This window comes from bacterium, from assembly GCA_016703265.1.
Classification (GTDB): Bacteria; Krumholzibacteriota; Krumholzibacteriia; order LZORAL124-64-63; family LZORAL124-64-63; genus CAINDZ01.
The window spans coordinates 1-19909 of record JADJCK010000002.1 but is presented as its reverse complement, the minus strand read 5'-3'; the positions used below and the strand labels follow the sequence as shown (position 1 = coordinate 19909).

General features: G+C 68.9%; 13 protein-coding genes. 1 reads left to right on the top strand and 12 read right to left on the bottom strand.

Annotated elements, in window-relative coordinates; translation table 11 throughout:
- Positions 1 to 43: 43 nt before the first annotated feature.
- The 7 genes from IPG61_03900 to IPG61_03870 form a co-directional block, all read right to left on the bottom strand.
- The gene (locus tag IPG61_03900; protein ID MBK6733221.1) at positions 44 to 970 is read right to left on the bottom strand and encodes a hypothetical protein; all 927 of its coding nucleotides are present in this window, start codon (positions 968 to 970) and stop codon (positions 44 to 46) included.
- Positions 963 to 1907, bottom strand: coding sequence for a hypothetical protein (locus IPG61_03895; GenBank protein ID MBK6733220.1), 945 nt, complete (start codon positions 1905 to 1907; stop codon positions 963 to 965). The genes IPG61_03900 and IPG61_03895 overlap by 8 nt, the downstream gene beginning before the upstream one ends.
- Entirely contained in the window at positions 1904 to 2794 is an 891-nt protein-coding gene (locus IPG61_03890; protein MBK6733219.1) for an N-acetylmuramoyl-L-alanine amidase, read from the bottom strand. Before IPG61_03890 ends, IPG61_03895 begins: the two co-directional genes overlap by 4 nt.
- A 1031-nt stretch (positions 2795 to 3825) precedes the next feature.
- Entirely contained in the window at positions 3826 to 4668 is an 843-nt protein-coding gene (locus IPG61_03885) for a M23 family metallopeptidase (protein MBK6733218.1), read from the bottom strand.
- Between the two features lie 232 nt (positions 4669 to 4900).
- Positions 4901 to 5755 (bottom strand): RNA polymerase sigma factor RpoD/SigA, encoded by an 855-nt coding sequence (locus tag IPG61_03880; GenBank protein ID MBK6733217.1) that lies wholly within the window; start codon positions 5753 to 5755, stop codon positions 4901 to 4903.
- 32 nt (positions 5756 to 5787) lie between these two features.
- Entirely contained in the window at positions 5788 to 7233 is a 1446-nt protein-coding gene (locus IPG61_03875; protein MBK6733216.1) for a trypsin-like peptidase domain-containing protein, read from the bottom strand.
- Between the two features lie 277 nt (positions 7234 to 7510).
- A complete protein-coding gene (locus tag IPG61_03870; GenBank protein ID MBK6733215.1) occupies positions 7511 to 7906 on the bottom strand; it encodes a hypothetical protein in 396 nt (131 codons plus the stop codon).
- A gap of 80 nt (positions 7907 to 7986) precedes the next feature.
- Here IPG61_03870 and IPG61_03865 point away from each other — a divergent pair, with 80 nt between their 5' ends.
- Positions 7987 to 8862: a UDP-2,3-diacylglucosamine diphosphatase gene (locus IPG61_03865; GenBank protein ID MBK6733214.1), complete on the top strand. Its 876-nt coding sequence runs from the start codon at positions 7987 to 7989 to the stop codon at positions 8860 to 8862.
- On the opposite strand, the gene IPG61_03860 is transcribed toward IPG61_03865, so the two are convergent.
- From IPG61_03860 to IPG61_03840, 5 genes are all read right to left on the bottom strand, one after another.
- The gene (locus tag IPG61_03860; protein ID MBK6733213.1) at positions 8790 to 9716 is read right to left on the bottom strand and encodes a PorV/PorQ family protein; all 927 of its coding nucleotides are present in this window, start codon (positions 9714 to 9716) and stop codon (positions 8790 to 8792) included. The two genes, IPG61_03865 and IPG61_03860, sit on opposite strands and share 73 nt — an antisense overlap.
- A gap of 28 nt (positions 9717 to 9744) precedes the next feature.
- A complete protein-coding gene (locus tag IPG61_03855; GenBank protein MBK6733212.1) occupies positions 9745 to 13146 on the bottom strand; it encodes a hypothetical protein in 3402 nt (1133 codons plus the stop codon).
- A 352-nt stretch (positions 13147 to 13498) separates the two neighbouring features.
- Positions 13499 to 15442 carry a DUF4384 domain-containing protein gene (locus IPG61_03850; protein ID MBK6733211.1) on the bottom strand — a complete coding sequence of 648 codons (1944 nt, stop codon included), beginning with the start codon at positions 15440 to 15442 and terminating at the stop codon, positions 13499 to 13501.
- Between the two features lie 102 nt (positions 15443 to 15544).
- On the bottom strand, positions 15545 to 16585 hold the full coding sequence (locus tag IPG61_03845; GenBank protein MBK6733210.1) for a hypothetical protein: 1041 nt from the start codon (positions 16583 to 16585) through the stop codon (positions 15545 to 15547).
- Positions 16586 to 17502: 917 nt separating this feature from the next.
- Entirely contained in the window at positions 17503 to 19890 is a 2388-nt protein-coding gene (locus tag IPG61_03840; GenBank protein ID MBK6733209.1) for a sigma 54-interacting transcriptional regulator, read from the bottom strand.
- Positions 19891 to 19909: the final 19 nt, after the last annotated feature.

Below are 19909 nucleotides of genomic sequence, written 5' to 3'. Positions count from 1 at the left end.
CCCATGCCCCGGCTCCGCCGGCCGTCGACCGCACTAATATGGCTCAAGGCCGGGGTCGGGGCCAATCAGCGGCGAAGTTGCCCCGTACGAGCTCGAAATCGGGTTCGATCAGGAGATTGAATCCGGCCAGCCCCAGGCAGGGCAGTGCGGCGGCCAGGCGGCGCTCGGCCGGGGTCAGGTCGGCCAGTTCACGCCCGATGCCCGACAACCGCTCACCCAGCGCCATGCGTTCGGCTGCCGGCACGCGACGGTCGGCCAGCACGACGAGGTCCGGCACCGGCACCGTCAGTTCGCGCACTGTCCAGGCTGCGGGATCGAGCAGTCCCTGCGCCAGGAACCGCTCGGCGTCCCACTGGCGCACGACAGCGAATGCGAAGGCCCCCAGCCGCAGCGCGTGCAGCACCGGACCGTGATCGTACGGATCCGGCCCCCAGGACACGCTGCCGGGGAGTCCGGCCGCCGATCCTGCTGCCGGCCGCAGGACGCCCGTGGCCGTGAGCGAGAGCGAGTCACCGAAGACGACGGCGCCGGGGCGGGTCAGCCAGGGCGTCGGGTCGCCGGCAGCCGCCACGCGCGACAGAAGGACCCCGTGCGGGCGCAGGTTGCGCGGCGCAGGGCGCCTGCCCGCCGCCACCGGGACCCAGACCGCAGGGTCCAGGCCCAGGGCGACGCCGTCCGGGCACACCAGGTAGTCGGGCCGACCGGAGGCCAGTTGCCGGAATTCCGGCAGCGTGCGGGCCACGACCAGCCGCGGGGCCTCCGGCCGCGCTGCCGCCAATACCGCGCCGAGCGCCGGCCAGACCTCACCGAGGCGACGCTCATCACCGGCGGGATCAAGCACGACCACGACCGGTGCGGCCGTGAGATGGACCGGCCGCGGCCACCAGACGGCGGCGGCGGCCAGCAGAAGCACGCCGAGGGCCGAAGCCCAGGCCACGAGCCGACCGCCATTGCTCCGCGCCTCACTCACGCGCGCGGCTTCCGTCCGCAGTGACGGGCGCCGCCGCGCCCACGACAACCTGGAACTGCGCGGGATCCAGGCCGATCACCATGACCCAGTCCGGCGCCTGCACATCACCGGGCAGCAGGTGCAGGCCGGGCGCCAGCCCCTTTGCGGCCACCGTGACCCGGACACGCGCCGGGGACAGAGCCAGCAGCGAGTCGGCCACGCCACGGACCAGGACATCCACGCGCGCCGGCGAGACGCCCACCTCGAGGCCGTCGCCGGCGAGCGCCCGCACCGGTACGTCAGCCAGCGTGCGTTCGGCGAGCAGGCCCACGCTGTAAGCGACCTTCACCTCGGGTACGTCCAGCAGCAGGTGGCTGTCGGGCGGCAGCAGGGGCAGCGTCAGTTCGCCGGCTCCCTCGAGCCGCGACAGGTCCAGGGGCGCCGTGCGCACCAGGGGTCGATCCGGGAAATAACGCGCCGGCCCCGTGACACGGATCGAGTCGGGACGGGCCGCCGGCGCCGTCACGTAGCCGTAGCCCGAAGGCAGGCTGCCGACGGTCGTCAGCTCCACCGGCAGCCGGCGCGAGAGTTCACCGTCGATGCGAACCGTCAGCCGATCGGGCTCGACGACCTGCGTCACGGCGAGTTCGCTGACCACGTCTCCTGGCCCGAGGACCACCGTGAACGCACGCCCCGGCTCCCGCTCCGTCAGGTCGAGGGTGACGGTACCCACAGGCTGCTGCAGGTAGCGATGGGCCAGCAGGCGCAGCTTGCTCCCGCGCAACCGCACCGATACCCCGGCGGGCAGGGCGCTGCCGACGATGGTCTGCCCTTCGGCCAGACCGACGACGCGCAGCGGAAGCCGCGCCACCTGCTCCACGGTGGCTGTCGACGCCACCTGGATCCAGATCACGATCGCCACGACCAGGCAACTGAGCTTCAGGCCAATGCGGCTCATGGTCGCGCCCCGGCACCCGGCAACCGCAACCGCTGCCCGATGCGCAGTTCGCGCTGCCGCACGCTCAGGTTGTTGCGACGAGCGATCTCGTTCATCGTGGTGCCGTAGCGGTCGGCCAGCTTCCACAGGCTGTCGCCGCTGCGCACGCGATACATGGTCTCCCAGCGCTCGCTCTCCGAGCGCGCGGCGACCACCGGCGCCGTGCGCGTCCGTGCCGGCGCCGTGCCGGCGCGCCAGTCCTGGATCCCGGCCACGATGGCGGTCGCGAGCCGGCGCCTCCCGGCGGCATCTCCCAGCAGCCGGTAGTCCTCCTGGTTCGAGAGGTAGGCCACCTCGACCAGCGCCGACGGCATCGCCAGGTTCTTCAACACCTGGAAGCCCGCCTGCTTCACGCGCCTTCCGGCGACCACGCCGCTGCGGTCGGCGGCCGTCAGCAGCGATGCCGCCAGCCGCCCGGAATCCTGCAGCACGCGCGTCATCTTCAGGTCCATGAGGATGTCGACGACAAGGTCCGCATGTTCCTCGCCCGGAGTCAGGCCGACCAGGCCGGCCGCATTCTCCTTGTCCGCCAGCTCGCGCGCTTCGCGATCGGTCGCACCCTGCAGGGACAGGAAGTAGACCTCCATGCCCGACACCGCCGGCCGCGGGTGCGTGTTGCAATGCACGGACACGAACACATCGCCCTTCTGCTGCCGCGCGATCTCCACGCGCTTGCCCAGCGGCACGAACCGGTCGCGGTCGCGCGTCAGCACGACGCGGTACCCGGGAATCTTCTCCAGCTGGCGCGCCATCTCGCGGCCGATATCCAGGCAGATGTCCTTCTCCTGCAGCGAACCGCGGATCGCACCCGGGTCGTTGCCGCCATGCCCGGGGTCGATGATGACCACGAACGGCTCGTCGTCGTTCGCGAATCCGGCGCCCTCATCCCGACGCGACGATGCATCGGGATCCGTCTCCGTGGCCGCGACCTCTCCACCGCCGCATCGGCCGCCGCATCCCCGGGAGCGGTGACCGGCGCCACCTCCGCCTCCGGCGGGTTTGCGCGGGCACTGTCGTCCGACACAGTCGCGGCGCCGGCACCTGACGTCTCGCCGCCTTCTCCATCGACCAGCGGCACCACCCTGCCCGCCGCGGCAACCTGGACCTCGCTCGACCCAGACGGCATCGACCCGTTCGCTGTCGACCCGTTCGCTGTCGACCCGGACGTTGCCGAAGCACCGCCCGCCGCAACACCCGCCGCGCTGCCGCCCAACCCGGCTTCACCGCCGGGAACGGCCAGGTCGGCGGCGGCCAGCGGAGCCGGTTCGACGATGGGCGGCGGTGTCCCCCCGCCGCGGATGATGTCGATCACCACGCGATCCGGCTTGCCGCCGGAAGGCGGCAGGGAAAAGGCACGGAACTCGCGGCGCCCCGTCAGGTCGATGACGATCTGCGCCCGCCCGTCGCCGGCATTGCAGCGGATCCTTTCGACGAGCCCGTCACCGACGGCACGGTCGCCGCCGCCGACAAAGACGGCGCCCTGCAGGTTGACGGCGATGCGATCGGGGCCTTCCACCCGGCGCACTTCGTAGGAGCACGCACGGTCGAGATCCACCACGATGCGGGTATGTTCGGGGCCGGTGAAATGTCGGAGCCGCAGGATGCGCGCGCCATCGGCGGCGACAGCGGCACCGGCCGCCAGCAGGAAGGCAACCGCCAACGCGGCGGCCAGAGGGTGGCCCCGGAATCGAACGGCCGCCTGGCGCGGCATAGCCATGGTCCTGCGCTCCTTCGGCCTGTGGGCCCGGGGCCGGACGACGCCGGCCTCCCTGCCGGCCGCAGACCCGGCCAGCAGGCACGATACCACAGGCCGGCGGCGGCAGCCAAGCTCATTGCCGAAAGTCAGTACATTCAGGCCCGGGAGCGATACAGCGCCGCGTCAGCGGCCGGCGACCCTGATCTCAGAAAGGTAGGACCGGGGATTGACCGCACGCCCGTCGACACGGACCTCGTAGTGCAGGTGAGGCCCCGTCGATCGCCCGGAGTTGCCGGAGCGGGCGATCACTGCCCCCACCCCGACCACATCGCCAGGACGGACCAGGGTCCGTCCCAGGTGCGCGTAGACAGTCTGCAGCCCGTGACCGTGGTCGATCTTGACCAGCAGCCCCAGCCCTGCCTGCCGCTCCACGACGGCAACGGTGCCGGCAGCGGTCGCCTGCACCGGTGTCCCGACGGGAAGGCTGAAATCGACGCCGCGGTGAAAGGCGCGGCGACCGGTGAACGGGTCGCGCCGCGGTCCGTACCATGAGCTCGTCCAGCCGACGGTGCAGGGCGCGATCGAGGGGATGCGTGCCAGCGCCTCTTCACGGGACGCCATCGTATCCAGCATCGCCTCGAAGCCGAGACGCTGCGAGCGGGCCAGGGCAGCCAGCCGGTGCGGGTCATCCGCCGCGAAATCGTCGGCACCGTACTGCGGCAGGTCCATCTCGACAGCGACGCGATCGTGGACGGCCGCCAGGTCGAGCACTTCCTCGGCCAGCGCTTCCATCTCGAGGTCAAGGCCGACCATGGTAGCGCGCAGCGCGGCATTCTCGCGCGCCAACGGCGCGTTGCCGCCGAGCCAGGCCGGCCCCGCGCCCAGCGCCATGAGGATAGCCACGGTGGTCGCTGCCGGGGTCCCGATGCAGGCCGCCAGCGCCGCCCAGACCGGCACCGAGACACGGCGCGTGCCACCTTCAGGGGCGGGCAGGTAAACGGTGGCACAACTGCGCCGGAGGTTCATGCCGCTTCCCGGATTGGGGGGAACGCGCTGGCCGGCGCACGGGCCTGCCCGCCGGCAGGCCTGACGCCTCCTGATCACGCCTGACCAGCAACCCCCGGGCCGCCTGGACCCGGCCCGCCGGATCGTATCGTAACCTCCTGGCAAACAACAAAATGGCCCGCGGCCGCCCCAGGGCGGCCGCGGGCCCCTGCTTCGGTACCCGGCCGCGGGCCGGGCAAACCGCCGTCTGCGATCAGTAGTAATCCTGCAGGACGACATGGCTGCTGCTTTGCCGCAGCTTGCCCAGCGCCTTTTCCTTGATCTGCCGGATACGCTCGCGCGTCAGGCCCAGACGTTCGCCGATCACCTGCAGCGTCTGCGCTTCCTCCCAGCCGAGGCGGAAGTACATCACCACAACCTGGGCCTCGCGCTCCGAGAGCACGGCCAGGCATCGGCGCACGTCCTCACGCAGGCCGCGCTCGAGCACGGCGGCGTCCGGAGATGCCTGCGTGGTGTCCTCGATCACCTCGGCCAACGGGCGGTCCGAGCCGTCCGCGCCGACATCGTCGAGCGCCACCTCGGTATGGTCGGCCTTCAGCGCCTGCAGGACTTCCGAGCGCTTGAGACCCAGATGCTCCGCCAGCTGGCCCGGCCGCGGATCCGTCATCCCCTGCTGCTGCAGTTGCACCCGCGCCCGGTTGATCTTGATCAACACCGCGGTCTGGTTCTGCGGCAGCCGGATCGTGCGGGACTTGTCGAGCAGGGCCTGCATGATCGACTGCCGGATCCACCACACGGCATACGAAATGAAACGGTAGCCCCGCTCCTCATCGAAGCGATGCGCCGCCTTCAACAGTCCGAGGTTACCCTCGTTGATCAGGTCGGAGAGCATCAACCCCTGGTTCACATACCGCTTGGCCACCGATACGACAAAGCGCAGGTTGGCCCGAACCAGCGTCTGCAGAGCTTCCTCGTCGCCGGCCCGGATGCCCCGGGCCAGTTCGAATTCCTGCTCACGCGTCAGCAGTTCATAGCGGTTGATGTCCCGGAAGTAGACCTCGAGTCCCTTCTCGTGCATCGCCGGTAGGAAGTTGCGTTTGCCGGCCATGGCCGTCCCCCTCCTGCCAGTGTGGGGCACCGTCAGTTCTCGACCCCGGCGCGCCGGGGTTCCACCTGCACGTAACGTTCGACGTCCCCCGTCCTGACGAGAACGGTCAGGGGCGCCGGAACCGCCACATGCTCCGTACGGACCTGCTCCCAGGCAGCGAGGTCCCCTATCTTCCTGCCATCGACAGCCGCCAGCACGTCTCCCGGGCTGATGCCCGCGGCCGCGCCCGGCCCGTCCTCCGCAACGGCAACGACCATGACGCCGGTCGTCGCCGTCACACCCAACAGGTCCTTGAGGCGCGCCACGCGCCCATCGGCGCCGTCCAGCGCCGCCACTTCCAGGCCCAGCCACGCCGGGGCGGCGACAGCGGCCTCGCCGCCCTTCGCTTCCACCGACGCATCGACCGGGGTCACATTCAGCGACTGCTCGCGACCCTCGCGCACCAGCTTCAGGGCGACCGGCGCCCCGGGCGCCGACTCGGCGATCCGGAACTGGAGCTGCCGGTTCGAAACGGCAGGCTTGCCGGCATAGTGCGTGATCACGTCGCCGGGCTGCACACCGGCCTCCGCAGCCGGCGAGCCCTGTGCCACCTTCAGCACCCGCACGCCGCCGGCCGGCTCCCCGGCGCGTTCCTCGCCGACCACCGTCACCAGGTCCTCGGTCCAGATGCCGAGGTAGCCGCGCACCACACGCCCGTTCTCGCGCAGTTGCCGATAGACGCCGCGGGCGAGGTTGCTCGGGACGGCAAAACCGATCCCCTGCCCGCGCTCGCTGATCGCGGTGTTGACGCCGATCACGCGCCCGCGGGCGTCCACAAGCGGACCGCCGCTGTTGCCGTGGTTGATCGAGGCATCGGTCTGGATGAAGTCCTGGTACCGCGGGGTCTGGCCGCCGATCAGCAGGTCGCCACGTCCCTTGGCGCTGACGACGCCCGCGGTCAGCGAGCTCTCGAGATTGCCGAACGGGTTGCCCACCGCGATGGCCCAGGCGCCCACTTCCAGCGCGTCGGAATCGCCGAACTCCAGCGTCGGCAACGCCTGGCCGGCGGGCTCGATGTGCAGCAGCGCCAGGTCGGTGGCCGGGTCGGTGCCGACCAGCTTCGCGCGGAATTCGCGCTGCTCGCCGCCGAAGCGGACGAAGATCTCGTCAGCGCCGTCGATCACGTGGTGATTGGTCAGGATATCCCCGCCCGCAGCGACGACGAAGCCCGAGCCCGTCGATGGCGACTCGAAACGCCCGCCCTGTCCCTGCTCGTCCGGGAAGAACTGCCGGAACATCTCCTGAAGCGGTCCGGTGCCCATGCCCTCGGCATTGACGGCGCGCACGGTGCGGATGCTGACCACGGCGGGGCGTACGAGGCGTCCGACCTCGACGAAAGGCGATTCGGCGCCGCCTGGCGCCGCGGCAGCGGTGCCTCCAACGACGGCCAGCAGTAGCGCGAGCACCAGGGACGCCAGCACGACCAGCCCGAACGACACAAGGGCGCGTTGGCCCTCCCTCTCCACAACCTGAAGTTGCGGGGCCGGAGTGCAGACGCGCCCATCACGGCGGCGGGACTCCCTGGATGGGACGTGCCGCCGACAGTCGAGCTGTCGTTGTGTCTCGTTCAGCCTCACGTGCTCACCGTCCGTGGGGGGTGGACCGGTGAAGGGGTGAGGCACCGGTCCGGCGGCCGACTGGTCCAGCGACCCGTCCAGCCTGTCCGGACCCAACAGGGAATCCGGTCACGATCCTATGATAACTTGGAACCGGGTGTCAATCGGAAAATTCGGGGCTACGATCTCCACTTTGGGCAGCAGGCGGATCCGACCGCGGCCCACCTTCATCGCCAGCCTCCCAGGAGGCCTCCTGCTGCCTGCGCCCGGCATATTCCTGCCGGATACCGGCGATCTCCTCGTCCTTCAGGTCCCGCTCCCGTTCCAGGTCGGTCACTTCCGCCATGATTGCCGTCACGCGGGGGTCGGCAAGAATATCCTCGCGTCCGGCCCGGAGCCCTTCGCAGACCAGGCCTCCGAGCTCCGCCAGGCGTCGCTCGATCTCGCGCCCGATCGCGAACTTGTCGTAGCGGCGCGAAGTCACCTTGGCTGCTTCCGCGGTCTTCTCCGCAGCAACGGCGCACCAGTCCGCGAAACTGCGCTTGACGTCATCCATTCCCGACATCGCGTTCCTCCCCGTCAGTGCCGGAGCGTTTCCGGTTGCCTTCGGCCCCGTCGCCGACCACAATGCGCGCCATGACGCACACGACGCAAGCCCCGGTCATCTTCGTGGCCGACACGCATTTCCACCTGCGCCCCGGCGTGGCCGAAACCCGGCGCCTGGAGCGGTTCCTCGAACTGTGCCACCGGGCCCGCGGCGTCGGCCACCTAGTCCTGCTCGGTGACATCTTCGACTTCTGGTTCGACTACCCCCACTTCCGCCTGCGCGGCTACGAGGAGGTCCTGCAGGCGCTCGATGCCGTGCGAGCTTCGGGCACCGAAATCCACTTCGTGGGCGGCAATCACGATATCTGGGCCACCGGATACATGCAGGAGCGCTACGGCTGCGCCGTGCGGCCACCGCAGAGCCGACTCGTCGCCGGGGGCCGCAGGATCCTGCTCTGCCACGGCGACGGGATGCTGAAGCTCGACTGGGCCTACGGTGCCTTCAGGTCGCTGGTGCGCGCGCGTGCGGGCATCGCCCTGGCCAAGGCCCTTCACCCGGAAATCCTGTTCGCGCTCAGCACCTGGCTGAGCGGACGCAGCCGCTGCGCAACCCGCGACGAGGCCACCGTCATCGAGACGCGCGCCGCCGCCTGGCTGGCCAAGCAGCCCCCGTTGACGACGACCGACGGCGAGTGGGACCTGCTGGTCATCGGCCACGTGCATCACGGGTTCATGACCGCCGACCGCGGCCGGACGCTGGCAGCGCTTCCGGGGTGGCTGGACCCTCTGGGCTATGCGGTCCTGCAGGATGGCGAACTGCGCCTTCTCGATTTCGACCGCGACCCCTGGCCGCTTCCCGCCGCCCCCTCGCCACTCAACCCTTCCAGGCCACCCTACCAGGCCACCACCAGCGCGAACTTGTGTCCGTCATCGAAGCCCGAGACCTTCGACTCCTCGAACGCGTAGTCGATACCCAGGCGGCCCGTGCGGAAGCCGGCCCCGGCGGTGAGCCCCTGGTTGTCGTAGTTCAGCCGCGTGCCCGCGCGCAGTGCGAACTCGCCCAGCAGGCGGTACTCGACGCCGAGGTGCGTCTTCTCGCTGTTGTCGTTGGGGAACACCATGTCGGCAGCCATGGTCAGGCGTCCCTTGAGCAGGTCCGAGGCCGGCGTCCAGGCAGCGCCGACGCGCGCGGCCGTGGGCAGGTCGAACGGCTCTTCGCGCAGGTTCATCTGCCCGCCCACGTTCGTCAGGCTGGCGCCGAAGACGAGCCCTTCGATGAGCGCCCTGTGCGTCAGGAACAGGTCGAAGGCCAGGCCCGAGTCGGAGTAGAGATCGATGGTCTCGTAGATGAACTTGGCCGTGGCGCCGGCCGCGAAACGGTCACCCAGGGCCCGGGAATACGACAGGCCGATGGCCACGTCGTACGGCCGGAAGGTACCCTCGGGAATGCCCACCTCGTCCTCGCCGCGCCGGACCAGTTCCTCGGAATAGAATCCGCTGAACAGCAGGCCGATGACACCGCCGCCGGCGCGATGGGAGACCGCCGCCGCCTCGTGATTGAACCCGCCGAGGTAATCGTAGTGCTGCAGCAGCAGGTCCGTGCCGCGGTCCATCAGCGCGTTGTTGGCGGGGTTCCAGAAGAGCGCCGCGGCACCCTCGCTCGAGGCCACGCCTGCCCCGCCCATGGCTGCTTCGCGCGCGCCGATGCCCATGCGCAACGAGAGCATGCCGACATCGCCGGGATCGGCGGCACGAGCCAACGGCGCGGCCACAAGCAGCCCCGCCCACGCGCAGGCGATCATCAGTTTCGTGCGGACCATGGTCTCCCTTTCCGGTATGCGGACGGCATCAATGCGCGACCGCGAACGTCACCACGCTGACATCCGAACCGCCGGCGTCGTCGCTGACGACCAGACGGCAAAAGTACATGCCCGAAGCCACACCCGTGAGGTCGACTTCCAGGCTGAAGGGCTCGACAGCCGCAACATCCTGCCACGGTGTTTCCACGACCTGCTCGCCGCCCAGGTCATGGATCGTCACCCGCGCGCGACCCGAAGCACGAACATGCGCGCGAACGCCCAGGGTGCCACCGGTCAGCGGATTCGGGTAACAGAAGTGGCTGCCCGGGACGAGGCCGACCCCGGCCGCCACCGCAGGCACGCCGATGAAGCCGGCGGCATCCCACGCACCGGAGCGCCACGCGGAGCCGCCCCACATCGGCCATCGGGACGCCAGGCTCGCCACGTCGTGCCAGACCGCGATCTCCGAGGCCGCAGAGGTGACCAGCTCGGCGCCGCCATCGGCATTGCCGACCAGCCGCGCGAAGGATCCGACCGCCGCCAGGTCCGCATCGGCGCCGCCGCCGAACATCCCGAGCGAAGGCGTACCCGCGCACGCAGCAGGCCCCTGCAGCGGCCACCCCGACACTTCCTCGCCGCGGGCGCCGCGCACCAGGAGGCGCCCGTCGGTCGCGCTGAAAAGGTAGTGTTCGCGACCGTCCGGCGCATCCACGATCCGCGCCATCAGCACGCCAGCAAGACCGCCAACGGCGGCCGTCGTCGTGCGTGGCCAGCCATCGAGATAATCGCCGCCCTGCCCGATGCGCGCCAGCTGTTCACCACCAAAGACGGCCCCCCCCGGCGAAACCGGTCCCGTCAGTCCGACATCACCAGGCCAGGCATAACCGCCCGAGGCCACGTTCCGTGATGCATCCAGGACCACCGTCTCGCCGGTCCCGGCTGCGTACGGGACCATCACGAAAACCTGCGGCGACGCGCCAACAGTTCCGGTGACGAAACCGGCCATCGCCGGCCACGGCCCCGGCACACCGCGCAACGCTACCTCCCCCACTTCCGGCGTCGACGGCAACGGCTCGGCAGCCAGGTCGATCACCGCGAGCCGGCCACTGCCGGCCACCGTATCGGCGACACACACCAGGAGCCACGTCCCGAATACCTGCGGCACCGACGTCACATGCCCGGTGCCCAGCGTGATCTCCCGCTCCAGGTCGCCGTCCGCGCCGCCGCGGAACTCGAGACCGCACGCGCCCTCGCGCGCCCAGGCGACGACTGCCGTCACGCGCGCCGCCGGATCCCCACGAAGGGATTCGGCTTCCGTCGGCAGCAGGACGACCGCCTGCGAACAGCCGGCAACATCCGCATACAGCCCGTGGTCCGCGGCGCCGAGGTCCCGGACGGCGGAACCATCGGCCTCGAAGGCATACAAACCCTCGGTCGAGGCAACGACGATCTCGGGCACGCCGTCCCCGTCGACATCGCCGGCGGCAGCCGGCAGGAGCCAATCCACCGTTGCGTTGGCGCGAAGGCCGGTAGCCAGCGGCTCCATGGTCGCAGCGTGGTCGTCGCGGTCGAGGAACTCGTCCAGACCGCCGGTGAAGGCCCACACCGCCCCCTGCCTGTCGGCAATGACGATCTCCTGCCCGCCGGCTCCGTCCAGATCGACAGCCATCAGATGGGAGCCGGTCAGGTCCACGCCGGCCGGAAGCGCCCTCCTGGCGGCCGGCAACCGTTCGCCTTCGCCGCTGACTGCGCGTTCCAGCACGAAGGTCATGGTGTCGGCGTAGTCGTAGCCCGGGTAGGTGAACTCGCCCACCACGACTTCGTAGGCCGCCGAATCCCGCACGACATTGCTGAAGTCGCGCATGACGACACCGGTCGCCAGCCCGCCGTTCGAGCGCGTGTCCGGGCGTGTGTCCGGCCCGAAACGGTGGTTGTCCTCGCCGCGGAAACTGTCGTCGTCGCCGCCCAGCTGCCAGGCCGACGGCTCGCTCGAATCGAGGTCCTGCACGCCGTCCGCTTCCTCGAGGTCGACAGCCTTGTGCGCCGGGTCGGCGTTGAAGAGGTTCGCGGTGCCACCGAAGACCGCCGCGATCACGCCCTCGTCGATGTGCCAGACGTAGACGCCGCTGCCGGCGCCGAGTTCGCCCACCTGGCGCGCGTTGTTCTCGCTCATCGCGAAATCCCACTCGGCGCCGCGCAGGTCCTCATGCGTGTCCGTGGCAGGATCGAATTTGCCGGTGGGCGTCCCGTCACCGTTAGCGGAGTTGTCATCCCAGAAATCCGGCAGCCCGTTCCCGTTCAGGTCGCCCGGGAAACCGAAGCGGCGATTGCCGTCGGGATCCTGCAGGCGATATTCGGCCAGCCAGTACTCCTGCCCCGTGATGTCGATGCGCGCGCAGGCCAGCCCGCCCGCCACGTCGGCAGCCGGCGTCAAAGCAATGGTGCCGCCCGCATCAGGGTTTGCGCTGTAGGGCGCCAGCCAGCCCATGAGGAGCTTGTTGAGCGGGCCGGGCTGCGGCGGGATGAACCCCAGCCCCACGAACAGCCCGTAGCCCATGAGATCGTACTGACCCACACCCTGACTGTCCGGGCGCCCGGACGGCGTGAAATCGCTGAGCGACAGCATGCCCAGGTGAAGGCCGAACTCGAAGCAGTAGATGCCGAGCGAACCGAAACCGCCGCGAAAGGTCCCGAAGGGATCCTGCTGCGCCGTCTCCGGCAGCACCAGAACGCGGTCGATGCCGGTGCCCGGTGCAAATCCCGCTGCCGGCAGGTACGGCTGGGCCAGCAGGGAGTCCTGCCAGGCGGACTCGAAGTCGGCGGGATTGAGGTAGGTGCTGTAGATCTGCTCGGGACTGTCGCCGAGAATGTCGGTTTCCTCGCCCGCACCGGCATGAACCAGCACGACCGTGTCGTAACGCGTGAAATCGATCTCCTGGTCGAGGCTGTCGACAACGTCCGCCGCCAGGGCCACCGGCTGGTCACCGAGCGTCGGGTGGTTCCCGTACCAGGACATGGGATGCGGCAGGTTGACGGTACGCGGATGCACCGTCACCCGGATCTCGAGCGCGCCACCGCTGACGTCGGCGAAGTAGGCGGCCACGTCCTGGAGCTTGTGGTGCAGGAAGACCGAATCGTGTGCCGCATAGTGCCGGTCGGTCTGGCGCGGCGGCGGGAACGTGCCGGCGACCTGTCCGTGGCGCCCGAACAGGAGGCTGTCGGCGAAATCGCAGCTGATGACGATCGTCTCCAGCGCGGCGGGAGCCTTTTGCGCGGCTGGCCGCCGGCCGATGCCCGACAGGGCCTCGGCACGCAGGGGCGCGCTCCGTTCCGCAAGCAGGCGCGCGACCGGCTCGGGCAACAGTCCGGTGCCAGCGGGACGGTCCGGGACCGCTCCGGCGATGCCGGGCATCAGCAACGCCGCCAGCAGCGCCGGTACGATGGCTCTCATGGAATACGCGCCCCTTCCCGGCCACCGTCAGGGCCGTCGTCCGCGATCGCAGATTGTTGTCGGCGCGCATTGTAGACGCCCGGAACCGCCCCGGTCAATTGCGCGGTCACCCCGGCGCCGGGACGGCGCGCGGGGTGGCCATGCTTCCGAAGATATTGGGAGAGCCCGACGTGGTACCTGTCACCCCTGATCGACATTCCCTCGCCGGACCCTCCCGTCAATGCTGGTGTCCCCGCCTGCCCGGTGCGCCGCTATTCCCGCACGGCTGCCAACCACTTCGAGAATCCGCGCCGCCCCGGCCGACGGGAGATGGGGGGAAGATCACCAGCACACGACTTCCTGCATCCTGTTCCTATTTCCTGGCCGCATTCGGCGACCGCCGTGCCGCATTGTCAGCCGGCTTGGCATCGTCCGCTTTCGGTGCTTCCCGCTCCTCGCCGCCACGCGCGCGGGGTGATTCCTGGCGCCGCACCGGTTCCTGCCGGGCCGGCGCCGGCGCGGGCGTCGACTCCCGGCCCTGTCTGGGCGCTTCCCGGCTGGGCTGCGGCGCCACCTGGCTGCCCCGCCTCGAGTCATCGGACTTGCGCGAGCCACTGTCATTCGCCCGCGGGGCTGCACCTTCACGGTTCGACGATTCGGCCGGCTGACGACGCTGGCCGCCGTCACGTCCGGGTCGTGCTTCGCTGCCCCCGCGCGGGCTTTCCGCCGGGGCCGATCCCCGGTTGTCGTCGGCACCTTCGGTACGCGAACGCACCGGACGGTCGGGCCGCGTGTTGCGTTCGGAGGGCTGGTTGCTGCGACCGGTCGTGCTGTTCCAGACCCGGGAGCCGCGCTGGCGCGGGTTGAGCGCGCGAACTCCATCGCGATCGCCGTCACGCTGCGAGCCCGTGTCCCCCGGACGGACGGTGCCCGTCTCGGCGGGTCGGCGTGAACCGTTGTCGGCGCCACGAGCGACCGGCCGCACCGGGGTTATCCGCGCTTCCTGGTCGCCACCGGCCGCGGTGTGCCGACGCGTCGGCTTGTCGGGACGCGAACCGGCATCGGCCCGCGAGTCGCCACTGCTGCCCGGCCGGATGCGCAGGCCGCCACCCCGTCCGGACGACGCCGCCGGCGTGTAGCGTTCGACCTTGCGCGCCAGGGGCTTGTCGCCGCGGGCGACCGTCACGGGACTCGCCCCATTGACGATACGCTCGCTGCCCTTGCCGCCACGCCCGGCCAGGGGCCGCCTGGCCACCATGGCGTCGCGTTCGTTCGGCTCAAGCCGCGTGCGGGTGACCTGCCGCGTGACCGTGTCATGCTCCCGCGACTTCCGGACGGCCACCGAATCGCCGTGCCGGTTGAGCGGGTGGTAGCGGCGGCCGCCACCTTCCCAGCCCGTCCCGCAGCCACCGCGGTAGTAGGGCGAATCGTACCAGGTGTAGCAATCCCAGTAGGAGCTGCGCCAGCCCTGCCAGGGCGCGCACACGTACCAGGGGTCGTACCAGAAATTCACCCACGGGCGCCACGTCCAGGGATCCACATAGACGTAGACGGGATTCCAGTACACCGGATAGTAGCCGTAGCGCGAGTACCAGTTGTTGCTCCAGTTGTAGTCGTAGTCGATGTCGAGCGTGCAACTGCCGGCGTACGGATCATAGCGAGGCGAGTCGTCGGTATGGCACTGCATGCAGAGATACCGCGGATGGTCCACAACGCGGTGCACGTAGTAGCGCGCGTGGTTCGTGATCACGTGGTCGGCGGAATTCTCCAGCCCGGTGACCGCATAGTTGACTTCGTTCATCGCCAGGAACGGGTCGCCGGCCACGTGGAAGTCGTAGCGGCCCCGGTCTTCGTCACCGAGGAAATCGAGTTCGAGCGGGCGCAGGTCGAACGGGTAGCGTGAGACCACGGCCTGCACATAGCCCTCGCCCTCCGATTCATCGATGCGCAGGGCTGCGGACTCCCGCCCGGGCAGCCGGTATTCGTGGCCGCCGAAGACAAAGCCGTCGTCGAGGCGATCGCGGGGCCAGAGCACGGTGACCAGTCCATCGGTGTCAATGCGATAGACCACCGCGTAGGCGTCCTCGTTCGTCTGGAAAACAACACGCTGTTCGTCGCCGCGCCGGTAGACTTCGTCCTCTTCACGGTCGAGCCACACCGACACGCGGAGCGACTGCGCTCCATAGTCGTAGTCGTCTTCGCTCGTGGCCGCGCGGCCGTAGTCTTCACGCGAGCGCTCGGCCTGGTACTGGCCTGCCCCGTCGGGCTGCGCCAGTCCGATGCCCGCCCCCAGCCACAGGCACAGACCCAGGCCCAACGCCGTCGCGTGCCTGCCGCGGACCAAATACCGGCGCTGACGCTGCGATTGTCGTTTAGCTGATGTCCCATGACTGCGCCCCTTTCCATTCCCTGACCCGGACTACAGGCTGATGAGTCGCGGACCGTCCGTCTCCTGCCCGCGGTCGCCTGACGGCGCCGACAATTCGGGCAGGTTCGCGATGAGCTGGTAAGCCCAGATGATGTTCACCACACCGGAACCGATGCTGTCGACGCCGAACTTCGCGAAATGAACCGTGCCCGGGCCCGTCGTGATCTCGGCGACATACACATGGCCGGCCACGAGTTCCATGGTGCCGGTTGCCGAGTAGCCGTTGACCGGCGCCCAGGTGACGCCCTCGAAGAGGACATTGCCGAACCCGTCATTGAAGTCACCGAGGTCCTGCAGCCGGACATGATTGCCGCCGCGGGTGACGAACGGTGTTCCGCTGCTGAAGAACACCTCGATGTCGGCGAGAAGGATCTCGACGCCCGGCGTGACGCGCCCGTAGTTCAGCTGGCCCGGACTCGCCGCTGCGCGGGCGAATACGAAGCCGTAGCCGGTGGCACCGACGGCATTGCCGTCGAAGATCGCCAGCGGCACGAACCAGCCATCGTTGTCCAGCGGGCTCATGGGCAGCGGAGCGTCGACAACGAACTCGTAGCTGAGCGCGCTGCGATCACCGGCCGCATTCACCGAGGCAACGGCGTATTCGTACTGCGATCCGTTCGTCACGTTCTCGTCGACATACCAGTGCAGGCCCGAACCGGAATCGTAGTTCTCGTCCCAGTCGATCGTCGCGACCGGGACCGGGTCGAAGGTCCGGTTGGGGTTGTTCTCGTCGCCGAATTCGTAGTAGCGCCGATAGACCTCGTAGGAGACAAGATGCTCGTTGTAGGCGCCGTCGTACGGCGAGTACACCAGGTCGTTCCACTGCACGATCACATAGCCGTCGCCGCTGATGCTGTGCACGCCGGTCGGCACCACGGGCGGCGGCAGGTCCGCGCAATTGAGGCAGTCGTCGTCGGAGCAGCCGGCCAGGAAAAGTCCGGCTCCCAGAACCGCCATCAGGATCATGGCTCGCGCCGACCGCCTCGCTGTACGGCCTGCGCGCTGTCCGGTCGCCATCTCGTTCGCCTTCATCGTGCTCCTCCTGGCCGGCTGGATCGTTCGCCATAGTTGCTGAGGCAGGGTTCGTGCCACGGCCCTCGACGGCACGATCAATCCCCACATCGGCTCGAACCGCCTGCCAGCGGCCTGCGCACACCCACGTAACCTGTTATCTATGAGTAAGATCCATTCGCGGCGGGCCGGCCGCGCTGGCTGCGGCCCGGGATCGTGGCGCACCCTGGGCCGGATGGCAGGACAATACTGGCTGTGCGCGATATGGGACAGAATCCCCTTTTGAGGACGTCCCTCGGCGCTTGTTCCCAAAAAGTGAACCCGGCGGTGCAGGCCGCCGGGTTCCAGGATCCAGGCGCGTGGTGCCGAATCCTGCAAGGAAAAGAGCCCCACCTTGCGGTTCGCCGGATTCGAGGCTCGCCTCCCCGGCCCCGGCTGGGGCTCTTGCAAAACTTCTTCTTGAGCAAACTCGCTGTCAGGTCGCGCTGTCGTGAATTCGTGTTCCGGGAGAAGAGGGTCCTGATCCTCTTACGCCGTCCTGTCGGGATGATCCAGACCCCACCTCTTTCACATCCCCCGAGCGGCCTTCTCGATGAGAACCCCTGCCTTGCGGCCGGAATGGACTCAATTCTCCCGAGAACACGAAATTCATCTGCGTCATGAAGAGGATCCCTGTTGCTCACCCCTTCGCTTCCTCCTAAAGCAGTTGCCGTACCAATGTCGGCCTCTCGGCAAAAATGTTTCAACTTACTGCAGGACAACGTGTTACGCTGGAATAGAAACGCACTGTTCCGGGCGTCCCAGGGGCTGACTATTAACAGAATTTACAGAGCGATGACGGCCCTCATCAACTCATTGCATCCCAACAGGTTGGACTATAAAAAAAATTCCCCGCCAGGCGCGGGGCTCAGCCGGGGTTTGCTATCGGGATGACGAGGTCAGGCGTCTTCCTGCAGGCCGTACAGGCGCGCCTTCTTCAGCAGGTTGGGATAGCTGATGCCCAGATCGCGAGCGGCCTGCGACTTGTTGCCGCCGGCACGCTGCAAGGCTGCCCGGATTTCGCGGCATTCGACTTCGGCCAGCGTGTCACGCAGGGAGGCCGCCTGCCCGCGCCCGGCCGCGGAGCGGGGGGCGCTGGCGTGGAATTCGGCCGGCAGGTGCTCCAGGCGCAAGGTCCCGGAACCGCTGGCGAGGACGATGGCGCGCTGCAGCGTCTTCTCGAGCTCACGCACGTTGCCCGGCCAGGGATGGCGCACAAGGCCTTCCATGAAGCGGTGGTCGACATCCGGCTGCTGGATACCGAGCTCCCGGCTGAACCGCGCCACGAAATGCGAGGCCAGCAACTCGACATCATCCGGGCGCTCCCGCAACGGCGGGATGACCAGCGGGAAATCGAGCAGCCGGTAGTAGAGATCCTCGAGGAAGGCGCCTTCACGCGCCAGTTGGTGCAGGTCGTTCTTCGAGGCGCAGATCACGCGAACGTCGACGCGGAACTCCTGGTTCGAGCCGACGGGCCGCACGACCTTGGTATCCATGAAGTGCAACAGCTTGCCCTGCATGCTGAACGGCATCTTGCCGATCTCGTCCAGGAACACGGTGCCGCCCTCGGCCTCGGCAAGCAGGCCCTTCTTGTCGGCGTGGGCCCCGGTGAAACTGCCGCGCTTGTGGCCGAACAGCTCGCTCTCGAGAAGGGTCTCGGGAATCGCGGCACAATTGATGGCCAGGAACCGCTGGCCCGCGCGACGGCTGAGCGCGTGGATCGAGTAGGCCAGGAGGCCCTTGCCCGTACCGGTTTCGCCGTTCAGCAGTACCGTCAACTCGCTGGGGGCGACCTTGCGCGCCAGCCCGAGCACGTCGAGCATGCGCACGTTCTGCGTGATGATGTTCTCGAAGCTCTCGACGGCCGCGAACGGCGTCGGCTCCGTGCCATCGCCGCGCGTCCGGCATTTCTCGTGCAGGAACAGCGCCAGGAAGCCAAGGTAGGTGGCCAGGAAGTCCAGGGCCGAACGGTCGAAGGCCGTGGCCGTGGCGCCCGAACCCGACTTGCCGAGGAAGAGCACGCCGAATCGGCGGTCGTGCAGTGCGATCGGCATGAACAGGCAACTGTCGGCGACAGTCATCAGTGCCGGAACGTCGGCAACGATCCGGTCCTGCAGTCCGAGCCGGGTGTGTAACGAGATGCCCCCACGTTCGCGTCCGGTGCCCGCGCTGACGAACCACCGTGCCAGCTGTCCCGAGAGATTCTCGGTCAAACCGCGCCGCGTGACGACCCTCAGGGCGCCATCGGCGGCACCTGGTTCCACCATGGCGATGAACCCGGAATCCGCGCCCACGCGATCCATGCCCGCGACGAGCACCGCGTCGAGATTGCGCGGTACCGCGCTGTCATCGGCGTCGAACAGCCCCGGCAGGGTCGAGATCGCCTCGAAGTGAGCCTCAGGCGTGCCCACGGCACGCAGGATCCCGCGCTCGATCGTCGCGCGCAGCTTGAGGACGATGTCGGACCAGCGGGGATCGTCAAGCCCGCCGGCGTAGCGTTCCAGGTCGAAGGCCGTCAACAGCGCGTCATCGAACTGGCCGAGGCGCACCTGCACGCCGGCCAGGCGATCAAGGACCTGGCAGAGCATGGAGTCGCTGACACCGGCCGCGACGCGCTCCTGCGCCTCGGCGAGCAGCCGTCGCAGCACCAGCAGCTGCGGTTCGGACGCCGACGACAGCCGGGCATCGCACCACGAAACCACGGCGCGGCACCACAGGTGCGGGAGCTTCTGGTCGTGGAACGTCGTCACCGCGAGGCGGAAGTGCTCGTCCGACGCGGCAACATCGCCCAGACGCAGGAAAGCCTGACCGAGGGTCAGGTGACAGAAGCCGATCTCGTAGACTTCGCCGCACTGTTCGCAGATGCCGAGCGACGCGGTCGATGCCGCCACGGCATCCTCGAGGCGGCCGGCGGCAAGATGGGCCTCGCCCAGTCGCCGCAAGAGTTCGCCTTCGAGGTCGTTGCCGGCAGCGATGGCCCGCGACTTCGCCATGCCCTGGCGGTAGTTGACGATGGCGCGATCCGGCTCGCCGCGCGCAAGCAGCACATCGCCCAGATACTCGTCGGCGATCGTCGCCTCGCGCTGGAAGCTGTGCTGCGCGGCAAGAGCCTGGCCTTCGAGCAGCAACTCCTCGGCCCGCGCCAGCCGACCGCCCAGGGTCTCGAGGCGCCCGCAGGCCAGGCTCAAGCGACACTGCTGCAAACGGTCGCCGAGACTCGCAGCCAGGCGATGGCCCTTTTCCAGGACGGAACGCGATTCGGACAGGCGGTCGGTCTTCTGCAGCACGATGCCTGGTTCAGGTAGA

Excerpts from the sequence above, each read along its gene's own strand:
- IPG61_03895 (MBK6733220.1), bottom strand. The coding sequence starts at position 1,907 with ATGAGCCGCATTGGCCTGAAGCTCAGTTGCCTGGTCGTGGCGATCGTG.
- IPG61_03885 (MBK6733218.1), bottom strand. The coding sequence starts at position 4,668 with ATGAACCTCCGGCGCAGTTGTGCCACCGTTTACCTGCCCGCCCCTGAA.
- IPG61_03880 (MBK6733217.1), bottom strand. The coding sequence starts at position 5,755 with ATGGCCGGCAAACGCAACTTCCTACCGGCGATGCACGAGAAGGGACTC.
- IPG61_03870 (MBK6733215.1), bottom strand. The coding sequence starts at position 7,906 with ATGGATGACGTCAAGCGCAGTTTCGCGGACTGGTGCGCCGTTGCTGCG.
- IPG61_03865 (MBK6733214.1), top strand. The coding sequence starts at position 7,987 with ATGACGCACACGACGCAAGCCCCGGTCATCTTCGTGGCCGACACGCAT.
- IPG61_03860 (MBK6733213.1), bottom strand. The coding sequence starts at position 9,716 with ATGGTCCGCACGAAACTGATGATCGCCTGCGCGTGGGCGGGGCTGCTT.
- IPG61_03855 (MBK6733212.1), bottom strand. The coding sequence starts at position 13,146 with ATGAGAGCCATCGTACCGGCGCTGCTGGCGGCGTTGCTGATGCCCGGC.
- IPG61_03845 (MBK6733210.1), bottom strand. The coding sequence starts at position 16,585 with ATGAAGGCGAACGAGATGGCGACCGGACAGCGCGCAGGCCGTACAGCG.